Source organism: Rhizobium sp. 21-4511-3d (assembly GCF_053522545.1).
This window is the reverse complement of the sequence record NZ_JBNWCF010000001.1, coordinates 752,365-771,033: the sequence shown is the minus strand read 5'-3', so window position 1 is coordinate 771,033 and position 18,669 is coordinate 752,365. Positions and strand designations below refer to the sequence as shown.

The following is an 18,669-nucleotide window of genomic DNA, read 5'->3' as shown; positions in this document are numbered from 1 at the left end:
CGTTTCGGTGTCTCAGGCGATATCGACCACCAGCTTGCCTTTGGCCTGGCGTTCCTCGATCAGGCGGTGCGCCTCGGCGGTTTCCTCGAGCGTGAAGCGGCGGGCATCGAGGCGCGGGACAAGCTTCCCGGCTTCCGCAAGCCTGGTTGCCTCCTGCATGATTTCGCCGTGGTGCTCGCGGCCCTCGCCGGTCAGGAGCGGCAGCAGCGTGAAGACGCCGGAATAGCTCGCAGCCTTGAAGGAGAGCGGCGCCAGCGCATGCGTGCCCCAGCCGAGACTGGTCACAACATGGCCGAAACGCTTGACGGCCTTGAAGGCGGCATCGAGCCCTGCCCCGCCGACCGTGTCATAGACGAGATCGAAGCCCTTGCCGCCGGTATATCTGGCGACATAGTCCTCGACGCTTTCGGCAGTGTGGTCGATCGGTGTCGCGCCGAGGCTGCGGATATAATCGGCCTTGGAGGCACCATCGGCAGCGTAGACGTCGGCGCCAAATGCCCTGGCGATCTGAACCGCGACGTGGCCGACGCCACCGGCTCCGCCAAGGACCAGAACGCTCTGACCTGATTTCACGGCAGCGCGGTCGACGAGGCCTTCCCAGGCGGTGATGAAGACCAGCGGCAGGGCTGCCGCCTCGCGCATCGTCAGGTTCGCGGGCTTGATCGCCAGCAGGCGGGCATCGACAGCGGCGAATTCCGCCAGCGATCCCTGGACGCCGCCGACGCCGCCGGTCATACCGTAGACTTCATCGCCGGGGCGGAAGCCAGAGACACCCTGCCCGACCTCTTCGACGACACCGGCCATGTCGATGCCGAGAATGGCAGGCAGCGGCTGGCGGGCATGCTCTGCGGCACCGGCGCGGATCTTGGTGTCGAGCGGATTGACGCCGCTCGCCTTGATGCGGACCAGGACTTCGCCGGCAGCAGGCTTCGGACGAGCGATCTCGGCCAGCCGGAACGGTGCATTGTGGTTTTCAAGGATCAGGGCTTTCATCGTGCTCATGTCGGTCACTCCGGTTTCGATGGCCGGATGATCTCCCCAACACGATTGAATGAAAATCAAAGATATCGCATGATCTCCATTCATTATTGAATGAGGCGATCATGGAATGGAGCGATGTCAGGATCTTTCTCGCGATTGCCCGCGAAGGCACGCTCGGCGCTGCCGCCCGAAAGCTCGGGCAGACGCAGCCGACCATGGGGCGGCGGCTGAAGGCGCTGGAGGCGGCGACCGGCCACATGCTGTTCCAGCGAACAGCCGACGGCTTCGTGCTGACCGACGAGGGCAGCATCGTTCTGCAGCATGCATTGCGGATGGAGGAAGAAGCCGTTGCGCTGGAGCGGCAACTGCAAGGCAGCACGCGATCGCTCGAGGGCATGCTGCGGATCTCGTGCTCTGACTGGTTCGGCCTTCACATGCTGACGCCGGTTCTGGCGGAATTCTCGCAGGCACATCCGAAGGTTTCGGTCGAATTGCTCACCGATGCGCGGCTCCTCAACCTCTCGCGGCGCGAGGCCGATCTGGTGTTCCGCATCCGGCCGTTCACCGAGCCGGAGGTGATCTCACGCAAGCTGATGCATATCGGCTACGGGCTTTACGTTGCGAAAGGCACGCATCACCCCACGGCAGGCGATGGCAGCGGTTTTACCATCGTCACCATGGACGAGGCCTTTGCCGAAATGCCCGATGTGCATTGGGTGACGCGGACCTTCCCGAAGGCGACGATCACCATGCGCAGCAACAATCGCGATGTGCAGGCGGCACTTTGCGCCCGCGGTGCGGGAATGGCCGTTCTGCCGCGGCCGCTCGGCGATCATTTTGCAGGATTGGAGCGCGTCGAAGTGCCCGAAGCACCGCCCGGGCGCGATACGTTCCTCGGCTATCACCGCGATCTAAAGCGGCTGCCGCGGCTGCGGGCATTCATGGATGTGGTAATCAGCCGGCTCACTCCGGCCGGCTGATCACTGGTCGGTGACTTACTGCAGCGTGCGGGTCGGGATCGCCTGCGCGGCAACGCCTGGAGCAGCAGCGGGAACGCCGTTGCCATCGAGGCCGGTCGCCACGACGGAGACCCGGAACTTGCCATCGAGATTGCGGTCGAAGATCGCGCCGACGACGATGTCGGCATCGTCCTGAACCTCGTCGCGGATGCGGCTTGCGGCTTCGTCGACTTCGAACAGCGTCATGTCGGAGCCGCCGGAGATCGAGATCAGCACGCCCTTGGCGCCCTTCATCGAGATATCGTCGAGCAGCGGGTTGGCGATTGCCGCTTCGGCCGCCTTCATCGCACGGCTCTCACCGGCCGCCTCGCCCGTGCCCATCATCGCCCGGCCCATGCCGCGCATGACGGACTTGACGTCGGCGAAGTCGAGGTTGATCAGGCCTTCCTTGACGATGAGATCGGTGATGCAGCCGACACCGGCGTAGAGAACGCGGTCGGCGGTCATGAAGGCATCGGCGAAGGTGGTCTTCGCGTCGGCGATACGGAACAGGTTCTGGTTCGGGATGACGATGACGGTATCGGCGGCCTGACGCAGGGCCTCGATGCCGATCTCGGCCATCTTCATGCGGCGGTTGCCCTCGAAGGTGAAGGGCTTGGTGACGACGCCGACGGTCAGGATGCCGGCCTGGCGCGCGGCGTGGGCGATCACCGGCGCTGCACCCGTTCCGGTGCCGCCGCCCATGCCGGCGGTGACGAAGCACATGTGCGAACCGGCCAGGTGATCCATGATCTCGTCGATCGATTCCTCGGCCGCCGCATGACCGACTTCCGGGAGCGAACCGGCGCCGAGACCTTCGGTGACATGCGCACCGAGCTGGATGCGGCGCGAAGCCTTGGAGGTGGCGAGCACCTGGGCATCGGTATTGGCGGCGATGAAATCGACGCCCTCAAGATTTTCCGCGATCATGTTGTTGATCGCATTGCCGCCGCCGCCGCCGACGCCGATTACCGTAATACGCGGCCGCAGTCCCGAAATGCCGCTCTTGGCGTCCGTCATCCCATTCTCCTTTGATGCAAAGTGTATGCCCCGCCCTCGTTGCGGAACAGCGAATCGAGCGTCAGGTTATGGCTGCAAGAAGGCAGAGGCAGGGCGAAAGAACAAGATGGAGACCATCCGAAATAAAATACGGAACCTTTTCCACTGTCGTGCATTGTGACGGATTCATGTCACCATCTAACGGAGAGGAGAAAAGCTGAAATGCCTAGCATTGCCGCACGCCAGACCGTCGCCCCGCCGCATGATCACGTCCTGACAGTCCAGGAGGCGCTCGAGCCGCTGTTCCTGGCGCTCGAACAGGAAGTCGAGGTCAAGATGGTGGCCGCAGCCCTTCGCGCCGGCTGGTCAGCCGAAGACGCGGTGGCCGCCATCGACGAGCTGCGCCGTAACGAACTCGTCGACCCTCCGGCCACGCATTAATTTGATGGCCCGCGAAAAATTGTCATTCGCCATCGCGCGCGAATGACCTAAGTCTAGCGCGACACTTCATGTTCGCGGAGCCTCCCCATGTCCTTCAAATCGATCTGCGTTTACGGCGCCGGTGCGCTCGGTGGCGCCATTGCGGCAAAGCTTGCCGCCGCCGGTAACGGCGTCACTATCTCCGCCGTCGCCCGCGGCGCCCATCTCAAGAGCATCCGCGAAAACGGCCTGAAGCTCTACGAAGCCGGCGCCGAAAAGCCGATCAAGGTGGAGATCACCGCGACCGACGATCCCTACAGCCTGCCGAAACAGGACCTGATCATCACCGGCCTCAAGGGCCATCAGCTCGGCGATGCCGCCGAGGGCATTGCTGCGCTCCTGAAGGACAGCACGCGGGTGATGATGATCCTGAACGGCATTCCCTGGTGGTATTTCCACCGCGACAGCCAGAGCCCGCATGCCGAGCTGCAGTTCGAAGAGCTCGATCCGGCTGGACGCCTATGGCGGCTGATCGGACCGGAGCGCGTGATCGGCTGTGTTGCGATGCAGGGCGCCGAAGTCGTCAATCCCGGCGAGATCCAGCTGTCCAACAACGGCCGCTATATCCTGGGCGAGCCCTCGGGCGAGATGAGCGATGATCTCGAAGGCATCAAGGCGCTGCTGACTGCTGCCGGCCTCAACGTCTCGACGACGCCGCGCATCCGCGACGAGATCTGGAACAAGCTGACCGGTAACGCCGCCTTCAATCCGCTCAGCGCGCTGACACGAGCCCTGATGACTGACATCATGGCCGACCCGGCGCTCTACGACATGGTCGGCAAGATCATGAACGAGGTGCGCGCCGTCGGCACGGCGCTCGGCGCGAAATTTTCGATCACCATCGAGGAGCGCCTCGAGCAATCCCGTCATATCGGCGCCGTCAGAACATCGATGCTGCAGGATCTTCTGGCCGGCAAAGCGCTGGAGATCGTGCCTCTGAGCGGCATGGTCGTGGCGCTCGGCCGCCTTGCCTCGGTGCCCACCCCGGTATCCGAGACGGTACTGGCGCTCGTCTCGCAACTCGACATCGAGAATCGCCGCGGCGCCTAGCGCCCGGCCTTTATGCTTTTCATATATGGCGCGTGAGGGCGCGGAATGGATTTCCTACGGGCCGCGGGATTAGCCTTTGCCGGGAATGCAGAGGTAATCCCATGCGAGACGTCATGCCTGCCAATCCGCTTCCGCACCGCCCGCGCCGCGGCGCCACTCCGCGCGTGATGCGCGAACGCCGTACGGCGCAGGTGCTGATGGTGTTCGGCATCATCCTCGCCTGCGTCGAGCTCTACGTCATCCTCGGCTGGATGTGAGGCCCCGATGCGACGCAATGTTTGGCCGCGCCTATCCGGCGCGATCACCCCGCTCGTCACGCCTTTCCGTCACGGCGCCGTCGATATCGCCAGCTTGGAGCGGTTGACCGAGTGGCAGATTGCCAGCGGCATCGGCGGCTTGGCGGTCTTAACCGTCACCGGTGAAGGCCCTGCTCTCTCCGATACGGAGCGCGACCTTGTTCTCTCGACAGTGCTGCGCGCTGCCGATGATCGCGTGCCCGTCATTGCCGCAACCGGCACGAACGGCACGGCGAGCACGATCGCGCTGACCAGACGCGCCGAAGCGCTCGGCGCCAGCGCCGCCCTCGTCACCGTTCCCTATTATTCGAAGCCGGGACAGAAGGGCATTCTGCGGCATTTCAGCGAGCTTGCCTCGGCATGCAGCCTGCCCTTGATCATTTCAAGCGATCCCAGCCGTACCGCCTCGCCGTTGCCGCCATCGACCCTCGATGAACTGTCGCAGACCGGCACGATCTTCGGCCTGCTCGATGCCGGCGGCGACATCGGCACACTGGCGCCTTACCGCGACCGGTTCCACCTGTTCACCGGCAACGCGGTGACGGCACCGGCGTTCATCGCCTGCGGCGGAGACGGCATCATTGCGCCGGCCGCCAATGTGCTGCCGAAGCTCGTCTCATCGTTGCAACATGCGTCTGCCTGCGGGAACCTTCCGGCAGCGCTCGTGCTTGCCGACCGCCTTGCGCCGCTCGCCGAAGCGATCGGCGATGGTGAGCCTGCCAATATCAAATTCGCGCTCGGCGCCTTCCCCGGCATCCCCGCTGATGTCCGCCTGCCGCTGGTTCCTGCTGAGCAAACCGTGCAGGAGGCAATCTGTGCGGCTCTGCAGAGCTGCACCTCCCCGGTGCGCAATGCGCTATCCCTATGAGATTTTTATAGTTTCAGCCCTGGCCGCGAATGGAACGCCAACCGCGCCCACCATAGATTTGCCGTGCTAGCCCGCAGCGCCCAAAGGCAGATGCGGGAAAACTTCGAAAGGACATATCGATGTCACGACTTTCTTCCGGCGCGTCCGCCGATCCGCTTCAACGCAACAACGCGCCCGCCCGCTTCACCATCGGCAGGAACAGGCGCGGACAGTGGATCGTTGCCGACCGCGAAGGACTGGTCGGCGGCCTCTTCATCAACGAGGCCGCCGCCCTGCATTTCGCCGCTGCGGAGTGCAATCACAACCCGGCCGATATCTGCCGCGCGGCAGACGGCATGCTGATGGAATTCGGCGTCTCCGACGGCAGCGGCATGCGGCTGCACTAGGCGCCTACAGGCTCCCGTTGTGCCAAACCGGGAGCCTTCGCCGCCAGGCTGCCAAACCTTTCCTTAACCGCGCAGCCTTAAGATCACCGGTCAAATAGCAGCCAGTTTTCGGGACCGATGAGCAAGCCGAATTTCCGCTTCAAGCATTACGACCTTCATGAGCAGCGCGCCGGCACCATCGTCGAGGTGGCGCTCAATGCGGTGAACAATGTCCGCCTGATGACGGCACCGCAGTTCCAGCGCTTCACTGAGGTTCTCGATTTCAAATATATCGGCGGCGTCGCCAAGAAATCGCCGGTCAAGATGGTGATCCCCGATAGCGGGCATTGGCACCTGATCGTTGATATGGAAGGCCATCATGGCCTGGCGGAATCGGCCGTCAAGGTCATCGCAGCACCCGGTGGCCAGAAGAAAGCCTCCTGACGCCCTGCATCAGCGCGGATTGCGCTCTTTCCTGAGCTTCGACCACCATTCCAGCCGCTTGCGGATCTCGCGCTCGAAGCCGCGCTCCGGCGGATCGTAGAAGGTTTTGCGGCCCATCTTCTCCGGGAAATAATCCTGGCCTGAAAAGGCATCGGGCTCGTCGTGATCGTAACGATAGCCCTCGTTATAGCCTTCATCCTTCATCAGCTTGGTCGGCGCATTGAGGATGTGCTTCGGCGGCAGCAGCGAGCCATTCTGCTTGGCCGCCATGGTCGCCGCCTTGAAAGCCGTATAGACCGCGTTGGATTTCGGCGCCGTCGCAAGATAGACGCAGGCCTGCGCCAGCGCCAACTCGCCTTCCGGTGAGCCGAGATAGTCGTAAGCGTCCTTGGCGGCGTTGCAGATGACGAGCGCCTGCGGATCGGCAAGGCCGATATCCTCGACAGCCATCCGCACCAGCCGGCGGCCGAGATAGAGCGGGTCTTCGCCAGCATCGAACATGCGCGCCAGATAGTAGAGCGCCGCATCCGGATCCGAACCTCGGACCGATTTGTGAAGCGCCGAAATCAGATTGTAGTGACCGTCCTGCGCCTTGTCATAGACGGGCGCCCGTCGCTGGACGATGCGCGTCAGTCCCTCGGTGTCGAAGACCTCGCTTGGGCGCGCGGCGCGCCAGACCTCTTCGGCGAGCGTCAGCACGGCGCGGCCATCGCCATCGGCCATGCGCAGCAGGCTGGCGCGGGCGTCCTCCGTCAGCGGCAGCGGCTTCTGCTCGACCTCCTCGGCGCGCTTCAGCAATTCGCTGAGGCTTTCCTCGTCATGCGACTTGAAGGTCAGCACGCGGGCGCGCGACAGGAGAGCGGCGTTGAGCTCGAAGGACGGGTTCTCGGTGGTGGCGCCGACGAGGATGACGGTGCCGTCCTCCATCACCGGCAGGAAGCTATCCTGCTGGGCGCGGTTGAAGCGATGGATCTCGTCGACGAAGAGCAGCGTCTGGCGGCCATCCATGCGGCGCAGCCGCGCGGTTTCGAAAACCTTCTTCAGGTCGGCGACGCCGGAAAAGATCGCCGAAATCTGCTCGAAGGCGAGACCCGCCTCGCCCGAGAGAAGCCGCGCCACCGTCGTCTTGCCGGTTCCGGGCGGTCCCCAGAAGATCATCGAACCGAGCGATCCGCTCTCGATCATCCGCCGAAGAACGCCATCCTCGCCGGTCAGGTGGCCCTGCCCGGTGACTTCAGACAGCGTCTGTGGCCTCAACCGATCGGCAAGAGGCCGCCGGCTGGCGACCTCATCTGGAATGCGCGGTGCGAAGAGATCATCACTCATCGGAAGAACTGCCTGATCCTCTGGCCGTCACGCTCGATTTCGACGCGCCAGAGACCTGCATCGTCGGATGCGATCTGCGACAGCTGCTCGGTGGTCTGCACCGGCGTGCCATTGATCGCGACGATAATATCCTTCGGTTCGAAGCCGAGACGGGCGGCCGGCGAGTCATCCTTGACCTCGGCAACGACGACGCCGGTCGATTCCGTCGGCATGCGCAGCTCGTCGGCAACGCGCGGCGAGAGGTTTTCGACGACGGTGCCGGTGAAGGGCGTGCGGCCGCCGATGGTGCGCTGGTCGCGCGGCGAGGTTTCGGGGGCGCGATCGAGCTTCAGCGCAACCTGCTGTTCGCCGCCATTCTCGACGACGCCGAGCTTGACCGTATTGCCGAGGCCGGCCGTCGTCAGACGATAGAGGAGCGCATCCGGATGCTCGACCGGGATGCCGTTGACCGAGGTGACGATCTCGCCGGCCTTCAGGCCAGCCTTCTGCGCCGGACTACCGTCGGTCACCTTGACGATCAGCGCGCCGCGGGCCTTGTCGAGGCCGAGCGCCTCGGCGACCTCCGAAGTCACCGCATCGAAGGTGGCGCCGACATAGGGCCGCTCGAAGGACTTCACGCCGGCATCGGCCGAGGTGAGGAAGACCTTCACCAGATTGGCAGGGATCGCAAAGCCGATGCCGTTCGAGCCGCCGCCACGCGAGAAGATCGCCGTGTTGATGCCGATCAGCTCGCCCTTCATATTCATCAGCGCGCCGCCGGAATTGCCGGGGTTGATCGAGGCATCGGTCTGGATGAAGAAGCCGAACTCGTTCTTGACGACCTGGTTTCGGGCGAGCGCGGAAACGATGCCCGAGGTCACCGTCTGGCCGACGCCGAAGGGGTTGCCGATGGCGAGAACGAGATCGCCGACCTCGACGGCATCTGAATTGCCGATCGGCAGCGTCGGGAAGTTCGCCTTGGTATCGATCTTCAGCACTGCGAGATCGAGGCGATCGTCACGCAGCACGACCTTGCAGGGAAACTCGCGGCCGTCGGAGAGCGCGACCTTGATATCGTCGGCGCCTTCGATGACGTGGTTGTTGGTGACCACGGTGCCGTTCGCCTCGACAATGACGCCGGAACCGAGCGACGACTGCTTCTCCGACCGGTTCGGCATCTGCTGGCCGAAGAACTGCTCGAAGAAGGGATCGCCAGCGAAGGGCGACTGCCGCTGCACGGTCTTTTCGGCATAGACGTTCACAACCGCGCCCGAGGTCTGCTTGACCAGCGGGGCGAAGGACAGCTGCATTTGCATCTGGCTCTGCGGTACGGTTTTCGCGTCCTCGGCATGCGCGCCAAGCGGCAGGAGAACCGCGAGCGCAAAAAGCGGGACAAACGAACGTTTCAACAGGCCTTGCATTGGAATCCCTTCTGAAATGCTTCCGGATCAGTGTTGTAGCGCCGGACGCTAGAAAGGAAAGAGGGCGGAAGCATGGAAGCTTCCGCCCGCCTGATGATGCTTCCGGCCTGCGAGTTTGTTTCAGCAAAGCCGGATATGGAATTGATCGGCAAGGCAAAAGACCTCACCTGGTCACCGCTGTGTGAGAGCCGCCTCGAAGAGAGATGCTAGAAGGCAACCTCGAGGTTCTGGCGGTCCTGGGCGATGACCCGGCAAGAGGTCTCGAAGCCCTCGCCCTTGATCGCCAGAATGAATTCCGGCGGGATCCCGGCGGAGTTCGAAACCGAGAGGCCGGCGCTATCGGCGCCGAGCGACTTGATGGTGCAGTCGATGGTCGAGCGGCGGTCGTTGAACAGGATCGAGCCTGCCTTCAGGACGCGGCGGCGGGCGCCAGCCGAGCCTTCGGACCGGATGGAATTCCACGATACGCAGCGATCGCGCCCGCTGTTCTTGGCGTGGTACATCGCGGCATCGGCCTGGGCGAGCAGCGTTTCGATATCCTTGGTGATGATCGACATCGAGGAGATGCCGAAGCTCGCGGTTACCGTCAGCGCGCCAAAGTCGCCCTGGATCGGCTGGGCCGAGATCGCCGCCCGCATCTTTTCGGCGACGGCTGCGGCACCCTCGCGGTCGATATGCGGCAGCACGATGCAGAATTCCTCGCCGCCGAGGCGGCCGAACAGATCGCCGGCCCTGAGATTGGCCTTGCAGGTCGCGGCCACCGCGCGCAGCACCTGATCACCCGCGGCATGGCCATGGGTATCGTTGACGCTCTTGAAACGGTCGATATCGAGCACGATAGTGGAGAGATTGTGCTGATGGCGGATCGCCAGCGCGATCAGCTGGTCGGCTTCCTGCTTGAAGGCGCGCCGGGTCAAGGCTTCCGTCAGGCTGTCGGTCGCCGCTGATTGCAGGAGTTCGATACGGTCCATCGCCGCACCGGCAAGCTCTTGCAGGATCGCGAGATCGCGCGCGCCGAAGGATCGCGCCATCCGGTCGATGGCGCAGACCGTACCGATGATATGCCCGGCCTTGGTCGTCAGCGGCACGCCGGCATAGAAGCGGATATGGCTGTCGCCGGTGACTGCCGGATGCTGCGCGAAGCGTGGATCCTTGGTGGCATCCTGGACGATGACGGGCTCTTCGTAATCGACGACATAGCGGCAGAACGTATCTTCCCGCGGCACTTCATCGGCAGTGAGGCCAGAGCAGGCCTGATACCATTGCCGATGCGCATCGATGAGCGAGACGAGGCCGATATCGATCGCGAAGATCTGCTTGATCAGCCGGACGATGCGATCGAAGCCCTCGTCTCTCGGCGCGTCGAGAAGATCGAGCTGCTCCAGCGCCGCAAGACGCTCCATTTCCCGCTTCCGTGCGTCTACGGAAGACTTACCGAATGCACGTGCAACGACCATTGCCGCATTGCTCCTCAACCGACCGATATAGCGATGCATCCCATATATTGGTGAACAAATCGGATATATTGCATTTAGCGAATCCTTCATATTCCGATCGAGGCATGGCTGAAGGCGAAGGCCGACCTGCGATCTTGATTCAGGAAATGCGCATATGGAATTGATCGGAAAGGCAAAAGCCTGGGCGAAGTCACTGAAGCGTGACGTCACGGCGCTGTGGCTCGCGGCCCGCGATCCCAGAGTGCCATGGTATGCGAAAGCGGTCGCCGCGGCCGTTGCGGCCTATGCACTGTCGCCCGTCGACCTCATTCCGGATTTCATCCCGGTGCTCGGCTATCTCGACGATCTGATCATCGTGCCGCTCGGCATCATGCTGGCGATCAGGCTGATCCCGCAGCCGGTCATGGTGGAGCTGCGCCAGCGGGCTGCAGAGCGCGCGGGGCGGCCTGTCAGCCGGGCCGGATTGATTTTCATCCTTGCCGTATGGGCCTGCTGCATCATCTTTCTGGTCCGGGCGTTCCTATAAGCGCCTGCCAGGAAACAGGATCATAGCCCGCATGAAAGCAGCCATCGCCGCCCTCGCCTTCTCGACCGTCTCACTGCTCGCCCCGCTCGCACATGCCGCGAGCTTCGACTGCGATGCCAAGGAGCTGAAGCCCGACGAGAAGGCGATCTGCGACAACCGGGCGCTCAACGATGCCGACGTGAAGATGGTCACCACCTTCGACCTGCTCTCCGGCCTGCTCGCCATGGGCACGCGCGGAACCCTGCAGGACGAGCAGACAGCCTGGCTGAAGAAACGCCAGGATTGCCAGGCAGATGCCGCCTGCATCAAGGCGGCCTATGACGAGCGGATGAAGCAGCTCGACGAGACGTATAAGAATATCAATCGGCCGCTTTAGCGTTTAGCCGCCAAGTTGAGCTCGGATTGCCGATATCACCACCGCAAGCGCGGCATCCGGTAGCCGTCCGATCCGGTCGATCTGCGATGTCTCGACGGTGGCGATCTTCGCCGGTCGAACGACCGAAGGCGCCGGCAGGCCTGCCGCCTGATGATCAGGGATCTCGACATCTCCGAGCCATGGCCGATTTTCGGCCGAGGTTATCATGACGGCCCAGACGAGAGCATCATTCTCGCCGAGCGAACCGGCGGAAACAACGAGCGCCGGACGCCGCTGGCGCGTATCGCGATCGGTATAGGGAAAGGGCACCCGTATGATGTCACCCTGCTCAAAGGTCGGCATAGGCTTTCCGATCGGCTTCGCTATCCCATTCCGAGAAGGTCGCAAAAGGATCTTCGGACATCGGTTCGGCAGCCCGCGATATCACCACGCGATTGTCAGCCTCCAGCGTATAGACGATGGAATCCCCTTCCTTCAGGTGCAACGCGGAGCGTACGGCCTGCGGGATCGTCGTTTGAGCCTTGCTGGTCATCTTGCTTGTGATCATCATTCACCTCGGAATGGAATGTAAGGAAATTCCTTACCGATGACAACGGCGGATAAGCAAACCGTGCCGAGACCCGGAACCTCTGAAAACGAAAAAACCCGCTGCCTAGGAGACAGCGGGTCTTCTGATCAGATCGAAGCTTTTCAGCTTATTCCGGCAGGATCCGGACTGCGCCACGATCGGCGCTGGTGGCGAAGGCCGCGTAGGCCTTCAGCGCGGTCGTGACGTTGCGCTTGCGGACTTCGGCCGGGCGCCAGCCCTTGGCTTCCTGTTCGGCGCGGCGTGTCGCCAATTCGGCGTCGCTGACACGCAGGCTAATGGTGCGGTTCGGGATGTCGATGTCGATCATGTCGCCCGGCTGGACGAGGCCGATCGTGCCGCCGTTGGCGGCTTCCGGCGAAGCGTGGCCGATCGACAGGCCTGAGGTACCGCCCGAGAAGCGGCCGTCGGTGATCAGGGCGCAGGCCTTGCCGAGGCCCTTCGACTTCAGATAGCTGGTCGGGTAGAGCATTTCCTGCATGCCCGGGCCGCCCTTGGGGCCTTCGTAACGGATGACGACGACATCGCCGGCGACGACTTCGTTGCCGAGGATCGCCTTCACGGCGGCGTCCTGGCTCTCATAGACCTTGGCCGGACCGGAGAATTTCAGGATCGATTCATCGACGCCTGCGGTCTTCACGATGCAGCCGTCGAGCGCCAGATTGCCCTTGAGAACGGCGAGACCGCCATCCTTCGAGAACGGATGCTGGGCATCGCGGATGACGCCGTTTTCGCGGTCGAGATCGAGCTCGTCCCAGCGGGCGCTCTGGCTGAAGGCAACCTGTGTCGGTACGCCGCCGGGCGCTGCGCTGAAGAGCTTCAGGGCGACGGGATTGTCCGTGACCGAGATATCCCACTGCGCCAGTGCGTCGCCAAGCGTCGGCGAATGGACGGTCGGCAGGCCGGCATTGATCAGCCCGGCGCGGTTCAGCTCCCCGAGGATCGCCATGATGCCGCCTGCACGGTGGACATCTTCCATATGGACGTCGGACTTCGCCGGTGCGACCTTCGACAGGCACGGGACACGGCGCGACAGGCGGTCGATGTCTTCCATGGTGAAGTCGATTTCGCCCTCGTGGGCGGCTGCCAGAATGTGAAGAACGGTGTTGGTCGATCCACCCATGGCGATATCGAGCGCCATGGCGTTTTCGAAGGCGCCCTTGCTGGCGATGGTGCGCGGCAGTGCCGTTGCATCGTCCTGCTCGTAATAGCGCTTGGCGAGTGCCACGACGCGGCGGCCGGCCTCGAGGAAGAGTTCCTTGCGGTCGGAATGGGTGGCGAGCGTCGAGCCGTTGCCGGGCAGCGACAGGCCGAGCGCCTCGGTCAGGCAGTTCATCGAGTTGGCGGTGAACATGCCGGAGCATGAACCGCAGGTCGGACAGGCCGAGCGCTCGATGACCTTGACGTCTTCGTCGGAAACCTTGTCGTCGGCAGCCGCAACCATGGCATCGACGAGGTCGAGGGCGTGGGTCTTGCCGTTGAGCACGACCTTTCCGGCTTCCATCGGGCCGCCGGAGACGAAAATCGTCGGGATATTGAGGCGCAGAGACGCCATCAGCATGCCGGGGGTGATCTTGTCGCAGTTGGAAATGCAGACCATGGCGTCGGCGCAGTGAGCGTTGACCATGTATTCGACGCTGTCGGCGATCAGCTCGCGCGACGGCAGCGAATAGAGCATGCCGTCATGGCCCATGGCGATGCCGTCGTCGACGGCGATCGTGTTGAATTCCTTGGCGACGCCGCCGGCCGCTTCGATTTCGCGGGCGACGAGCTGGCCGAGATCCTTCAGGTGGACGTGGCCGGGCACGAACTGCGTGAACGAGTTCACCACCGCAATGATCGGCTTGCCGAAATCGCTGTCCTTCATGCCCGTGGCGCGCCAAAGGCCGCGCGCACCCGCCATGTTGCGGCCGTGGGTCGTGGTTCTCGAACGATAGGCTGGCATCGGTGTCTTCCTCAAAGTGCCGGATTTATCTGCGATATAGGGCGGCGAAGCTGTTTGCTGGCCGGCGATCGCCGTATTTTTGAATTGTCCTAATCCAATCGGCAGGGGCTGTCACTACCGGCAAGGGCAAATCCGGTACGGCGCGCGCGGCGTCCATCGGGCATATACGGAGCGGAGGAGCCTTTTGTTACAGGCTATTCCTTCACATCCGAACACAAAAAATTGGCTTTCCGTCAGGCCGGTTCAAGGCCTAGACACTAATCTGAAAACGCCGATCATGCGTTTAAAGAGATATTTGGGCCGCCCCCAGCCCAGGAGGTTTGAAATGCCGACCTACCGCCCCCCGAAGATCCGCTCGTCGGAGATCACGCCGCATCAGGTCTATCTGCGCCGCCGCGAATTTCTCGGCGCTGCAACGCTTGGCGCCATGGCGCTCTACGGCGCCGGAAAGGCGAGCGCTGCCGCGCTCAACGCCGTCGACAGCAAATATACCGTCGACGAGAAGACGACGCCGCTGAAGGACGTCACCACCTACAACAATTTCTACGAATTCGGCCTCGACAAGGGTGACCCAGCAGCGCTTTCGGGCGACTTCAAGCCCCTGCCCTGGACCATCAAGGTTGACGGCATGGTCAACAAGCCCGGCACTTTCGATCTCGATGCGCTGATGAAGGAATTCCCGGTCGAGAGCCGCACCTACCGGATGCGTTGCGTCGAGGCATGGTCGATGGTCATCCCCTGGGATGGCTTTCCGCTCGCAGCACTGCTGAACAAGGTCGAGCCGCAGGGAAGCGCCAAGTACGTCGCCTTCGAGACGGTCGTCCGCCCGGAAGAAATGCCGGGCCAGAAGGGCATCTTCCAGTCGCTGGAATGGCCCTATGTCGAAGGTCTGCGGCTCGATGAGGCCATGCATCCGCTGACGCTGCTTGCCGTCGGTCTCTACGGCCAGACGCTGCCGAACCAGAACGGTGCGCCGATCCGCCTCGTGGTGCCGTGGAAATATGGATTCAAGGGCATCAAGTCGATTGTCCGCATCTCGCTGACCGACAAGGAGCCAAAGAATACCTGGCAGGTCACCAATCCGCAGGAATACGGCTTCTATGCCAATGTGAACCCGGCGGTCGATCATCCGCGCTGGAGCCAGGCCACCGAACGCCGCATCGGCGAAAGCGGCTTCTTCGGCGCCAGCCGTCACCCGACGCTGCCCTTCAACGGCTATGCCGATGACGTGGCGAGCCTCTATTCCGGCATGGATCTCAGGGCGAATTTCTGATGGCGGGTATTTCGTTCAGCCTGCCGAAGCGCTGGCAGCCGGCTTCGGTCTGGGCACTTTATGCCGTCGGCCTGCTGCCGGCGGCCTGGACCTTCTATCTTGGCGCCACCGACCAGCTCGGCGCCGATCCGGTCAAGACCTTCGAGCTGTTTCTCGGCCTCTGGACCATCCGCTTCCTGATCCTGACGCTCGCGGTCTCGCCAGCACGCGATCTGCTGAGCTGGAACTACCTGCGCTATCGCCGGGCGCTCGGCCTGCTGACCTTCTATTACGCACTGATGCATTTCACCGTTTACATGGTGCTCGATCAGGCGATGGACCTTTCCGCCGTCGTCGACGACGTCCTGAAGCGGCCCTTCATCATGTTCGGCATGGCAGGCCTCGCCCTGCTCGTCCCGCTCGCCGTCACATCGAACAATTTCTCGATCCGCAAGATGGGCATGAAGTGGATCTGGCTGCACAAGCTGATCTACATCATCGCCGCCGCCGGCGCCCTGCATTTCGCGCTGTCGACGAAGATCCTCGACCTCGAGCAATATATCTATGTCGGCCTGATCATCCTGATGATCCTCTACCGTTCCTGGCGCCCGATCGCAAAAAGCCGCAAGCGCGCGGCACAGGGGCGCCAGCGCGGGCGGGCTGCGGCGACGGTCTCCTAGCGGGCGGCCTTCGCCAGGTTCGAGTGAGCCATGTCTCTCGACGTTTACGGTCCTCAGTCTAAATGATGAAGGGTGAAATAGGCGGCAGGACAGCGGAGCCGTTCGATGCAGATATCCAAACTTGCCCTCGGCATACTGGCGTCAGCACTCTTGCAATTCAACCCGGCTCAGGCGGACGAACTGGTTCGTTTCGATAGTGCAGGCACGCGGCCGAGCGCGTTTCTTGAGCGCAAGGCAAGAGAGCAAGGCGTCACGCTCCCGGACGTTCCGATAACGCATCTGCAGGGTTATCTGAGCAGACCGCCGGGAGACGGTCCGTTTCCGGCCGTTGTCGTCATGCACGGCTGCGGCGGTATCCATCCGAATACCAAGACCTATTGGCCGCAGCGATTGATCTCGTGGGGATATGTCGTGCTCGTCGTCGATAGCTTCACCACGCGTGGAATCGAAGATACCTGCCAACGCTATCTTCCTGAGCGGGTATTCGATGCCTATGGCGCTCTCGATTACCTGTCGACCCTGCCCTTCGTTGATGCCGGACATGTCGCGCTGATTGGCTTCTCGGCCGGAGGGATCGCTGCGCTTGAAGCGACGAAGACGGAAGGCGATGAGCAGCTGATGGATCGCAAGTTCAAGGCTGCCGTCGGCTATTATCCGGTCTGCGCGCCTCATGCCGGCGACGCGACGGTGCCGACATTGATCTTGAACGGCGATCTGGACGACTGGAGCCCCGTCGAGCGATGCCGGCAGAGGGTTTCACATCTCAGCGGCAAGGGACCATCCGTCGAACTCGACGTCTATCCCGGCGCCTATCATGACTTCGATGCTCCCGACGTTGCCACCCCAAAGATCAAGCTCGGGCATAGGGAGGAATATAATGCGGCAGCCGCGGAGCAGTCCTTCATTCGGGTGAAGGCATTCCTGCATCAGTATCTGCAGAATTGAGCACCACCACAAACGAAAACAGCCGGGCTTTGCAGCCCGGCTGTTTTGCTTCCGGAGAACCGGAAAGAATTAAGCAGCTTCGGCCGCAGCGGCTTCGGCTTCGACGCGGGCCTTGTCGGCTGCGCCCTTGGCGTTGACGTCGCGGTCAACGAACTCGACGACTGCGAGAGCAGCGTTGTCGCCCTGGCGGAAGCCAGCCTTCATGATACGCAGGTAGCCGCCGTTGCGGGTTGCGTAGCGCGAAGCGATGGCGTCGAAGAGCTTGGCAACGACCGCGGCGTCGCGGATCTGCGAGATCGCCTGGCGGCGAGCGTGCAGGTCGCCGCGCTTGCCGAGGGTTACGAGCTTTTCAACGATCGGACGGATTTCCTTTGCCTTCGGCAGGGTGGTCACGATCTGCTCATGGGTGATGAGCGAAGCCGCCATGTTGGCAAACATTGCCTTACGGTGGCTGGCAGTTCTGTTCAGCTTGCGGCCGGCTTTTGCGTGGCGCATTGCTATTCTCCTTTGATGCAGGGCTCTTCGCTTCTAGCGGGCCTGCCGTTTCCTGGCACATACAGGCGATCTGCCTGCTGTTTGACTGGGAAAGGCAGCCTCAGAGCCTGCCTTTTTGGTTCTTAATACTGGTCTTCGTAACGCTTGGCGAGATCTTCGATGTTCTCGGGCGGCCATGCCGGCACTTCCATGCCGAGGTGCAGGCCCATGGAAGCGAGAACTTCCTTGATTTCGTTCAGCGACTTGCGACCAAAGTTCGGGGTGCGGAGCATTTCTGCTTCGGTCTTCTGAATGAGGTCGCCGATGTAGACGATGTTGTCGTTCTTCAGGCAGTTTGCCGAGCGAACAGACAGTTCGAGTTCGTCCACCTTCTTCAGGAGCGCCGGGTTGAAGGCCAGTTCGGTGACGGCTTCTTCCTCGGTTTCCTTCTGCGGCTCGTCGAAGTTGACGAACACGCCAAGCTGATCCTGGAGAATGCGAGCCGCGAAAGCGACGGCATCTTCACCGGAGATCGAGCCATCGGTTTCGATGGTCATGTTCAGCTTGTCGTAGTCGAGAACCTGTCCTTCGCGGGTATTTTCAACCTTGTAGGACACCTTCTTGACCGGCGAATACAGGCTGTCGACCGGGATGAGTCCGATCGGAGCGTCTTCCGCACGATTGCGCTCGGCCGGAACATAGCCCTTGCCGTTGTTGACGGTGAATTCCATACGGATTTCGGCGCCCTCGTCGAGCGTGCAGATGACATGCTCGGGGTTGAGGATTTCGATATCGCCGACCGTCTGGATGTCGCCAGCCGTTACAACGCCCGGGCCCTGCTTACGCACGACCATGCGCTTTGCGTCGTCGCCATCCATCTTGATGGCGATTTCCTTGATGTTGAGCACGATGTCCGTAACGTCTTCGCGGACGCCCGGGATCGAGGAGAATTCATGCAGCACGCCATCGATCTGCACGGCCGTAACAGCGGCACCGCGCAGCGACGACAGCAGAACGCGGCGAAGCGCGTTGCCGAGGGTGAGGCCGAAACCGCGCTCCAGCGGCTCTGCTACGAGCGTCGCCTTGGTGCGCGAGCTCGAAGAGAACTCGACCTTGTTCGGCTTGATCAATTCCTGCCAGTTCTTCTGAATCATGTCTTTGCCTTCCGTTCGTTACCACCATCCAATCGTGGTAACCGAGCTTGAGAAACACCGGGAGCGC

The 18,669-nt window shown here is 62.4% G+C and carries 23 protein-coding genes; 13 read left to right on the top strand and 10 right to left on the bottom strand.

Translation table 11 applies throughout. The annotated features are described in order from the left end of the window. Positions 1-12 precede the first annotated feature (12 nt). Complete coding sequence (locus tag ACQZ5H_RS04140; protein WP_449096783.1) at positions 13-1,002, bottom strand: zinc-dependent alcohol dehydrogenase family protein; 990 nt, start codon at positions 1,000-1,002, stop codon at positions 13-15. Between the two features lie 101 nt (positions 1,003-1,103). Between ACQZ5H_RS04140 and ACQZ5H_RS04135 the strand changes: the two genes are divergently transcribed. After that, positions 1,104-1,961, top strand: coding sequence for a LysR family transcriptional regulator (locus ACQZ5H_RS04135; protein WP_413709338.1), 858 nt, complete (start codon positions 1,104-1,106; stop codon positions 1,959-1,961). A gap of 15 nt (positions 1,962-1,976) precedes the next feature. On the opposite strand, the gene ftsZ is transcribed toward ACQZ5H_RS04135, so the two are convergent. Continuing rightward, the gene (gene ftsZ, locus ACQZ5H_RS04130; protein WP_112711502.1) at positions 1,977-2,999 is read right to left on the bottom strand and encodes a cell division protein FtsZ; all 1,023 of its coding nucleotides are present in this window, start codon (positions 2,997-2,999) and stop codon (positions 1,977-1,979) included. 201 nt (positions 3,000-3,200) lie between these two features. On the opposite strand from ftsZ, the gene ACQZ5H_RS04125 reads away from it, so the two are divergent. The 6 genes from ACQZ5H_RS04125 (at position 3,201) to ACQZ5H_RS04100 (ending at position 6,481) form a co-directional block, all read left to right on the top strand. Then, on the top strand, positions 3,201-3,419 hold the full coding sequence (locus ACQZ5H_RS04125; RefSeq protein ID WP_130282461.1) for a hypothetical protein: 219 nt from the start codon (positions 3,201-3,203) through the stop codon (positions 3,417-3,419). 87 nt (positions 3,420-3,506) lie between these two features. Continuing rightward, positions 3,507-4,508, top strand: coding sequence for a ketopantoate reductase family protein (locus ACQZ5H_RS04120; protein WP_449096782.1), 1,002 nt, complete (start codon positions 3,507-3,509; stop codon positions 4,506-4,508). Between the two features lie 101 nt (positions 4,509-4,609). Beyond that, positions 4,610-4,765, top strand: a complete 156-nt coding sequence (locus ACQZ5H_RS04115) for a hypothetical protein (RefSeq protein ID WP_165402728.1) — start codon at positions 4,610-4,612, stop codon at positions 4,763-4,765. A 7-nt stretch (positions 4,766-4,772) separates the two neighbouring features. Further along, on the top strand, positions 4,773-5,672 hold the full coding sequence (locus tag ACQZ5H_RS04110) for a dihydrodipicolinate synthase family protein (RefSeq protein ID WP_449096781.1): 900 nt from the start codon (positions 4,773-4,775) through the stop codon (positions 5,670-5,672). A gap of 119 nt (positions 5,673-5,791) precedes the next feature. After that, positions 5,792-6,058 (top strand): hypothetical protein, encoded by a 267-nt coding sequence (locus tag ACQZ5H_RS04105; protein WP_449096780.1) that lies wholly within the window; start codon positions 5,792-5,794, stop codon positions 6,056-6,058. A 117-nt stretch (positions 6,059-6,175) separates the two neighbouring features. Then, on the top strand, positions 6,176-6,481 hold the full coding sequence (locus ACQZ5H_RS04100) for a DUF1883 domain-containing protein (protein WP_203429021.1): 306 nt from the start codon (positions 6,176-6,178) through the stop codon (positions 6,479-6,481). A 9-nt stretch (positions 6,482-6,490) separates the two neighbouring features. Here the strand turns inward: ACQZ5H_RS04100 and ACQZ5H_RS04095 are convergent, their stop codons facing one another. Beyond that, positions 6,491-7,807, bottom strand: coding sequence for a replication-associated recombination protein A (locus ACQZ5H_RS04095; RefSeq protein WP_449096779.1), 1,317 nt, complete (start codon positions 7,805-7,807; stop codon positions 6,491-6,493). Next, entirely contained in the window at positions 7,804-9,207 is a 1,404-nt protein-coding gene (locus ACQZ5H_RS04090; RefSeq protein ID WP_112711495.1) for a DegQ family serine endoprotease, read from the bottom strand. Before ACQZ5H_RS04090 ends, ACQZ5H_RS04095 begins: the two co-directional genes overlap by 4 nt. A 72-nt stretch (positions 9,208-9,279) precedes the next feature. On the opposite strand from ACQZ5H_RS04090, the gene ACQZ5H_RS04085 reads away from it, so the two are divergent. Beyond that, positions 9,280-9,417, top strand: a complete 138-nt coding sequence (locus tag ACQZ5H_RS04085; protein WP_199629441.1) for a hypothetical protein — start codon at positions 9,280-9,282, stop codon at positions 9,415-9,417. Here the strand turns inward: ACQZ5H_RS04085 and ACQZ5H_RS04080 are convergent. After that, positions 9,414-10,664, bottom strand: a complete 1,251-nt coding sequence (locus tag ACQZ5H_RS04080) for a sensor domain-containing diguanylate cyclase (protein WP_449096778.1) — start codon at positions 10,662-10,664, stop codon at positions 9,414-9,416. The two genes, ACQZ5H_RS04085 and ACQZ5H_RS04080, sit on opposite strands and share 4 nt — an antisense overlap. Before the next feature lie 154 nt (positions 10,665-10,818). Here ACQZ5H_RS04080 and ACQZ5H_RS04075 point away from each other — a divergent pair, with 154 nt between their 5' ends. Both ACQZ5H_RS04075 and ACQZ5H_RS04070 read left to right on the top strand, forming a co-directional pair. Continuing rightward, on the top strand, positions 10,819-11,190 hold the full coding sequence (locus ACQZ5H_RS04075) for a YkvA family protein (RefSeq protein WP_449096777.1): 372 nt from the start codon (positions 10,819-10,821) through the stop codon (positions 11,188-11,190). 31 nt (positions 11,191-11,221) lie between these two features. Beyond that, entirely contained in the window at positions 11,222-11,566 is a 345-nt protein-coding gene (locus ACQZ5H_RS04070) for a lysozyme inhibitor LprI family protein (RefSeq protein ID WP_112711492.1), read from the top strand. 3 nt (positions 11,567-11,569) lie between these two features. Here ACQZ5H_RS04070 and ACQZ5H_RS04065 read toward each other — a convergent pair whose 3' ends face one another. From ACQZ5H_RS04065 to ilvD, 3 genes are all read right to left on the bottom strand, one after another. Continuing rightward, entirely contained in the window at positions 11,570-11,908 is a 339-nt protein-coding gene (locus ACQZ5H_RS04065; RefSeq protein ID WP_413709329.1) for a type II toxin-antitoxin system PemK/MazF family toxin, read from the bottom strand. Continuing rightward, positions 11,895-12,113, bottom strand: coding sequence for a type II toxin-antitoxin system PrlF family antitoxin (locus tag ACQZ5H_RS04060; protein ID WP_449096776.1), 219 nt, complete (start codon positions 12,111-12,113; stop codon positions 11,895-11,897). The genes ACQZ5H_RS04065 and ACQZ5H_RS04060 overlap by 14 nt, the downstream gene beginning before the upstream one ends. A gap of 148 nt (positions 12,114-12,261) precedes the next feature. Next, complete coding sequence (gene ilvD / locus ACQZ5H_RS04055; RefSeq protein ID WP_199629445.1) at positions 12,262-14,097, bottom strand: dihydroxy-acid dehydratase; 1,836 nt, start codon at positions 14,095-14,097, stop codon at positions 12,262-12,264. Between the two features lie 325 nt (positions 14,098-14,422). Here ilvD and msrP point away from each other — a divergent pair, with 325 nt between their 5' ends. From msrP to ACQZ5H_RS04040, 3 genes are all read left to right on the top strand, one after another. Continuing rightward, entirely contained in the window at positions 14,423-15,370 is a 948-nt protein-coding gene (msrP, locus tag ACQZ5H_RS04050) for a protein-methionine-sulfoxide reductase catalytic subunit MsrP (RefSeq protein ID WP_130282480.1), read from the top strand. Then, on the top strand, positions 15,370-16,029 hold the full coding sequence (msrQ, locus tag ACQZ5H_RS04045) for a protein-methionine-sulfoxide reductase heme-binding subunit MsrQ (RefSeq protein WP_449096775.1): 660 nt from the start codon (positions 15,370-15,372) through the stop codon (positions 16,027-16,029). Before msrP ends, msrQ begins: the two co-directional genes overlap by 1 nt. A 105-nt stretch (positions 16,030-16,134) precedes the next feature. Beyond that, positions 16,135-16,974 (top strand): dienelactone hydrolase family protein, encoded by an 840-nt coding sequence (locus ACQZ5H_RS04040; protein WP_449096774.1) that lies wholly within the window; start codon positions 16,135-16,137, stop codon positions 16,972-16,974. Positions 16,975-17,043: 69 nt separating this feature from the next. Here ACQZ5H_RS04040 and rplQ read toward each other — a convergent pair whose 3' ends face one another. Further along, a complete protein-coding gene (gene rplQ, locus ACQZ5H_RS04035; protein WP_112711485.1) occupies positions 17,044-17,469 on the bottom strand; it encodes a 50S ribosomal protein L17 in 426 nt (141 codons plus the stop codon). A 122-nt stretch (positions 17,470-17,591) separates the two neighbouring features. Then, positions 17,592-18,602, bottom strand: coding sequence for a DNA-directed RNA polymerase subunit alpha (locus tag ACQZ5H_RS04030; RefSeq protein WP_112387893.1), 1,011 nt, complete (start codon positions 18,600-18,602; stop codon positions 17,592-17,594). Positions 18,603-18,669: the final 67 nt, after the last annotated feature.

Bases quoted from the DNA above. Each gene is read 5' to 3' on its own strand.
- ACQZ5H_RS04140 (WP_449096783.1), bottom strand. From the start codon at position 1,002: ATGAGCACGATGAAAGCCCTGATCCTTGAAAACCACAATGCACCGTTC.
- ACQZ5H_RS04135 (WP_413709338.1), top strand. From the start codon at position 1,104: ATGGAATGGAGCGATGTCAGGATCTTTCTCGCGATTGCCCGCGAAGGC.
- ftsZ (WP_112711502.1), bottom strand. From the start codon at position 2,999: ATGACGGACGCCAAGAGCGGCATTTCGGGACTGCGGCCGCGTATTACG.
- ACQZ5H_RS04125 (WP_130282461.1), top strand. From the start codon at position 3,201: ATGCCTAGCATTGCCGCACGCCAGACCGTCGCCCCGCCGCATGATCAC.
- ACQZ5H_RS04120 (WP_449096782.1), top strand. From the start codon at position 3,507: ATGTCCTTCAAATCGATCTGCGTTTACGGCGCCGGTGCGCTCGGTGGC.
- ACQZ5H_RS04115 (WP_165402728.1), top strand. From the start codon at position 4,610: ATGCGAGACGTCATGCCTGCCAATCCGCTTCCGCACCGCCCGCGCCGC.
- ACQZ5H_RS04110 (WP_449096781.1), top strand. From the start codon at position 4,773: ATGCGACGCAATGTTTGGCCGCGCCTATCCGGCGCGATCACCCCGCTC.
- ACQZ5H_RS04105 (WP_449096780.1), top strand. From the start codon at position 5,792: ATGTCACGACTTTCTTCCGGCGCGTCCGCCGATCCGCTTCAACGCAAC.
- ACQZ5H_RS04100 (WP_203429021.1), top strand. From the start codon at position 6,176: ATGAGCAAGCCGAATTTCCGCTTCAAGCATTACGACCTTCATGAGCAG.
- ACQZ5H_RS04095 (WP_449096779.1), bottom strand. From the start codon at position 7,807: ATGAGTGATGATCTCTTCGCACCGCGCATTCCAGATGAGGTCGCCAGC.
- ACQZ5H_RS04090 (WP_112711495.1), bottom strand. From the start codon at position 9,207: ATGCAAGGCCTGTTGAAACGTTCGTTTGTCCCGCTTTTTGCGCTCGCG.
- ACQZ5H_RS04085 (WP_199629441.1), top strand. From the start codon at position 9,280: ATGGAAGCTTCCGCCCGCCTGATGATGCTTCCGGCCTGCGAGTTTGTT.
- ACQZ5H_RS04080 (WP_449096778.1), bottom strand. From the start codon at position 10,664: ATGGTCGTTGCACGTGCATTCGGTAAGTCTTCCGTAGACGCACGGAAG.
- ACQZ5H_RS04075 (WP_449096777.1), top strand. From the start codon at position 10,819: ATGGAATTGATCGGAAAGGCAAAAGCCTGGGCGAAGTCACTGAAGCGT.
- ACQZ5H_RS04070 (WP_112711492.1), top strand. From the start codon at position 11,222: ATGAAAGCAGCCATCGCCGCCCTCGCCTTCTCGACCGTCTCACTGCTC.
- ACQZ5H_RS04065 (WP_413709329.1), bottom strand. From the start codon at position 11,908: ATGCCGACCTTTGAGCAGGGTGACATCATACGGGTGCCCTTTCCCTAT.
- ACQZ5H_RS04060 (WP_449096776.1), bottom strand. From the start codon at position 12,113: ATGATCACAAGCAAGATGACCAGCAAGGCTCAAACGACGATCCCGCAG.
- ilvD (WP_199629445.1), bottom strand. From the start codon at position 14,097: ATGCCAGCCTATCGTTCGAGAACCACGACCCACGGCCGCAACATGGCG.
- msrP (WP_130282480.1), top strand. From the start codon at position 14,423: ATGCCGACCTACCGCCCCCCGAAGATCCGCTCGTCGGAGATCACGCCG.
- msrQ (WP_449096775.1), top strand. From the start codon at position 15,370: ATGGCGGGTATTTCGTTCAGCCTGCCGAAGCGCTGGCAGCCGGCTTCG.
- ACQZ5H_RS04040 (WP_449096774.1), top strand. From the start codon at position 16,135: ATGCAGATATCCAAACTTGCCCTCGGCATACTGGCGTCAGCACTCTTG.
- rplQ (WP_112711485.1), bottom strand. From the start codon at position 17,469: ATGCGCCACGCAAAAGCCGGCCGCAAGCTGAACAGAACTGCCAGCCAC.
- ACQZ5H_RS04030 (WP_112387893.1), bottom strand. From the start codon at position 18,602: ATGATTCAGAAGAACTGGCAGGAATTGATCAAGCCGAACAAGGTCGAG.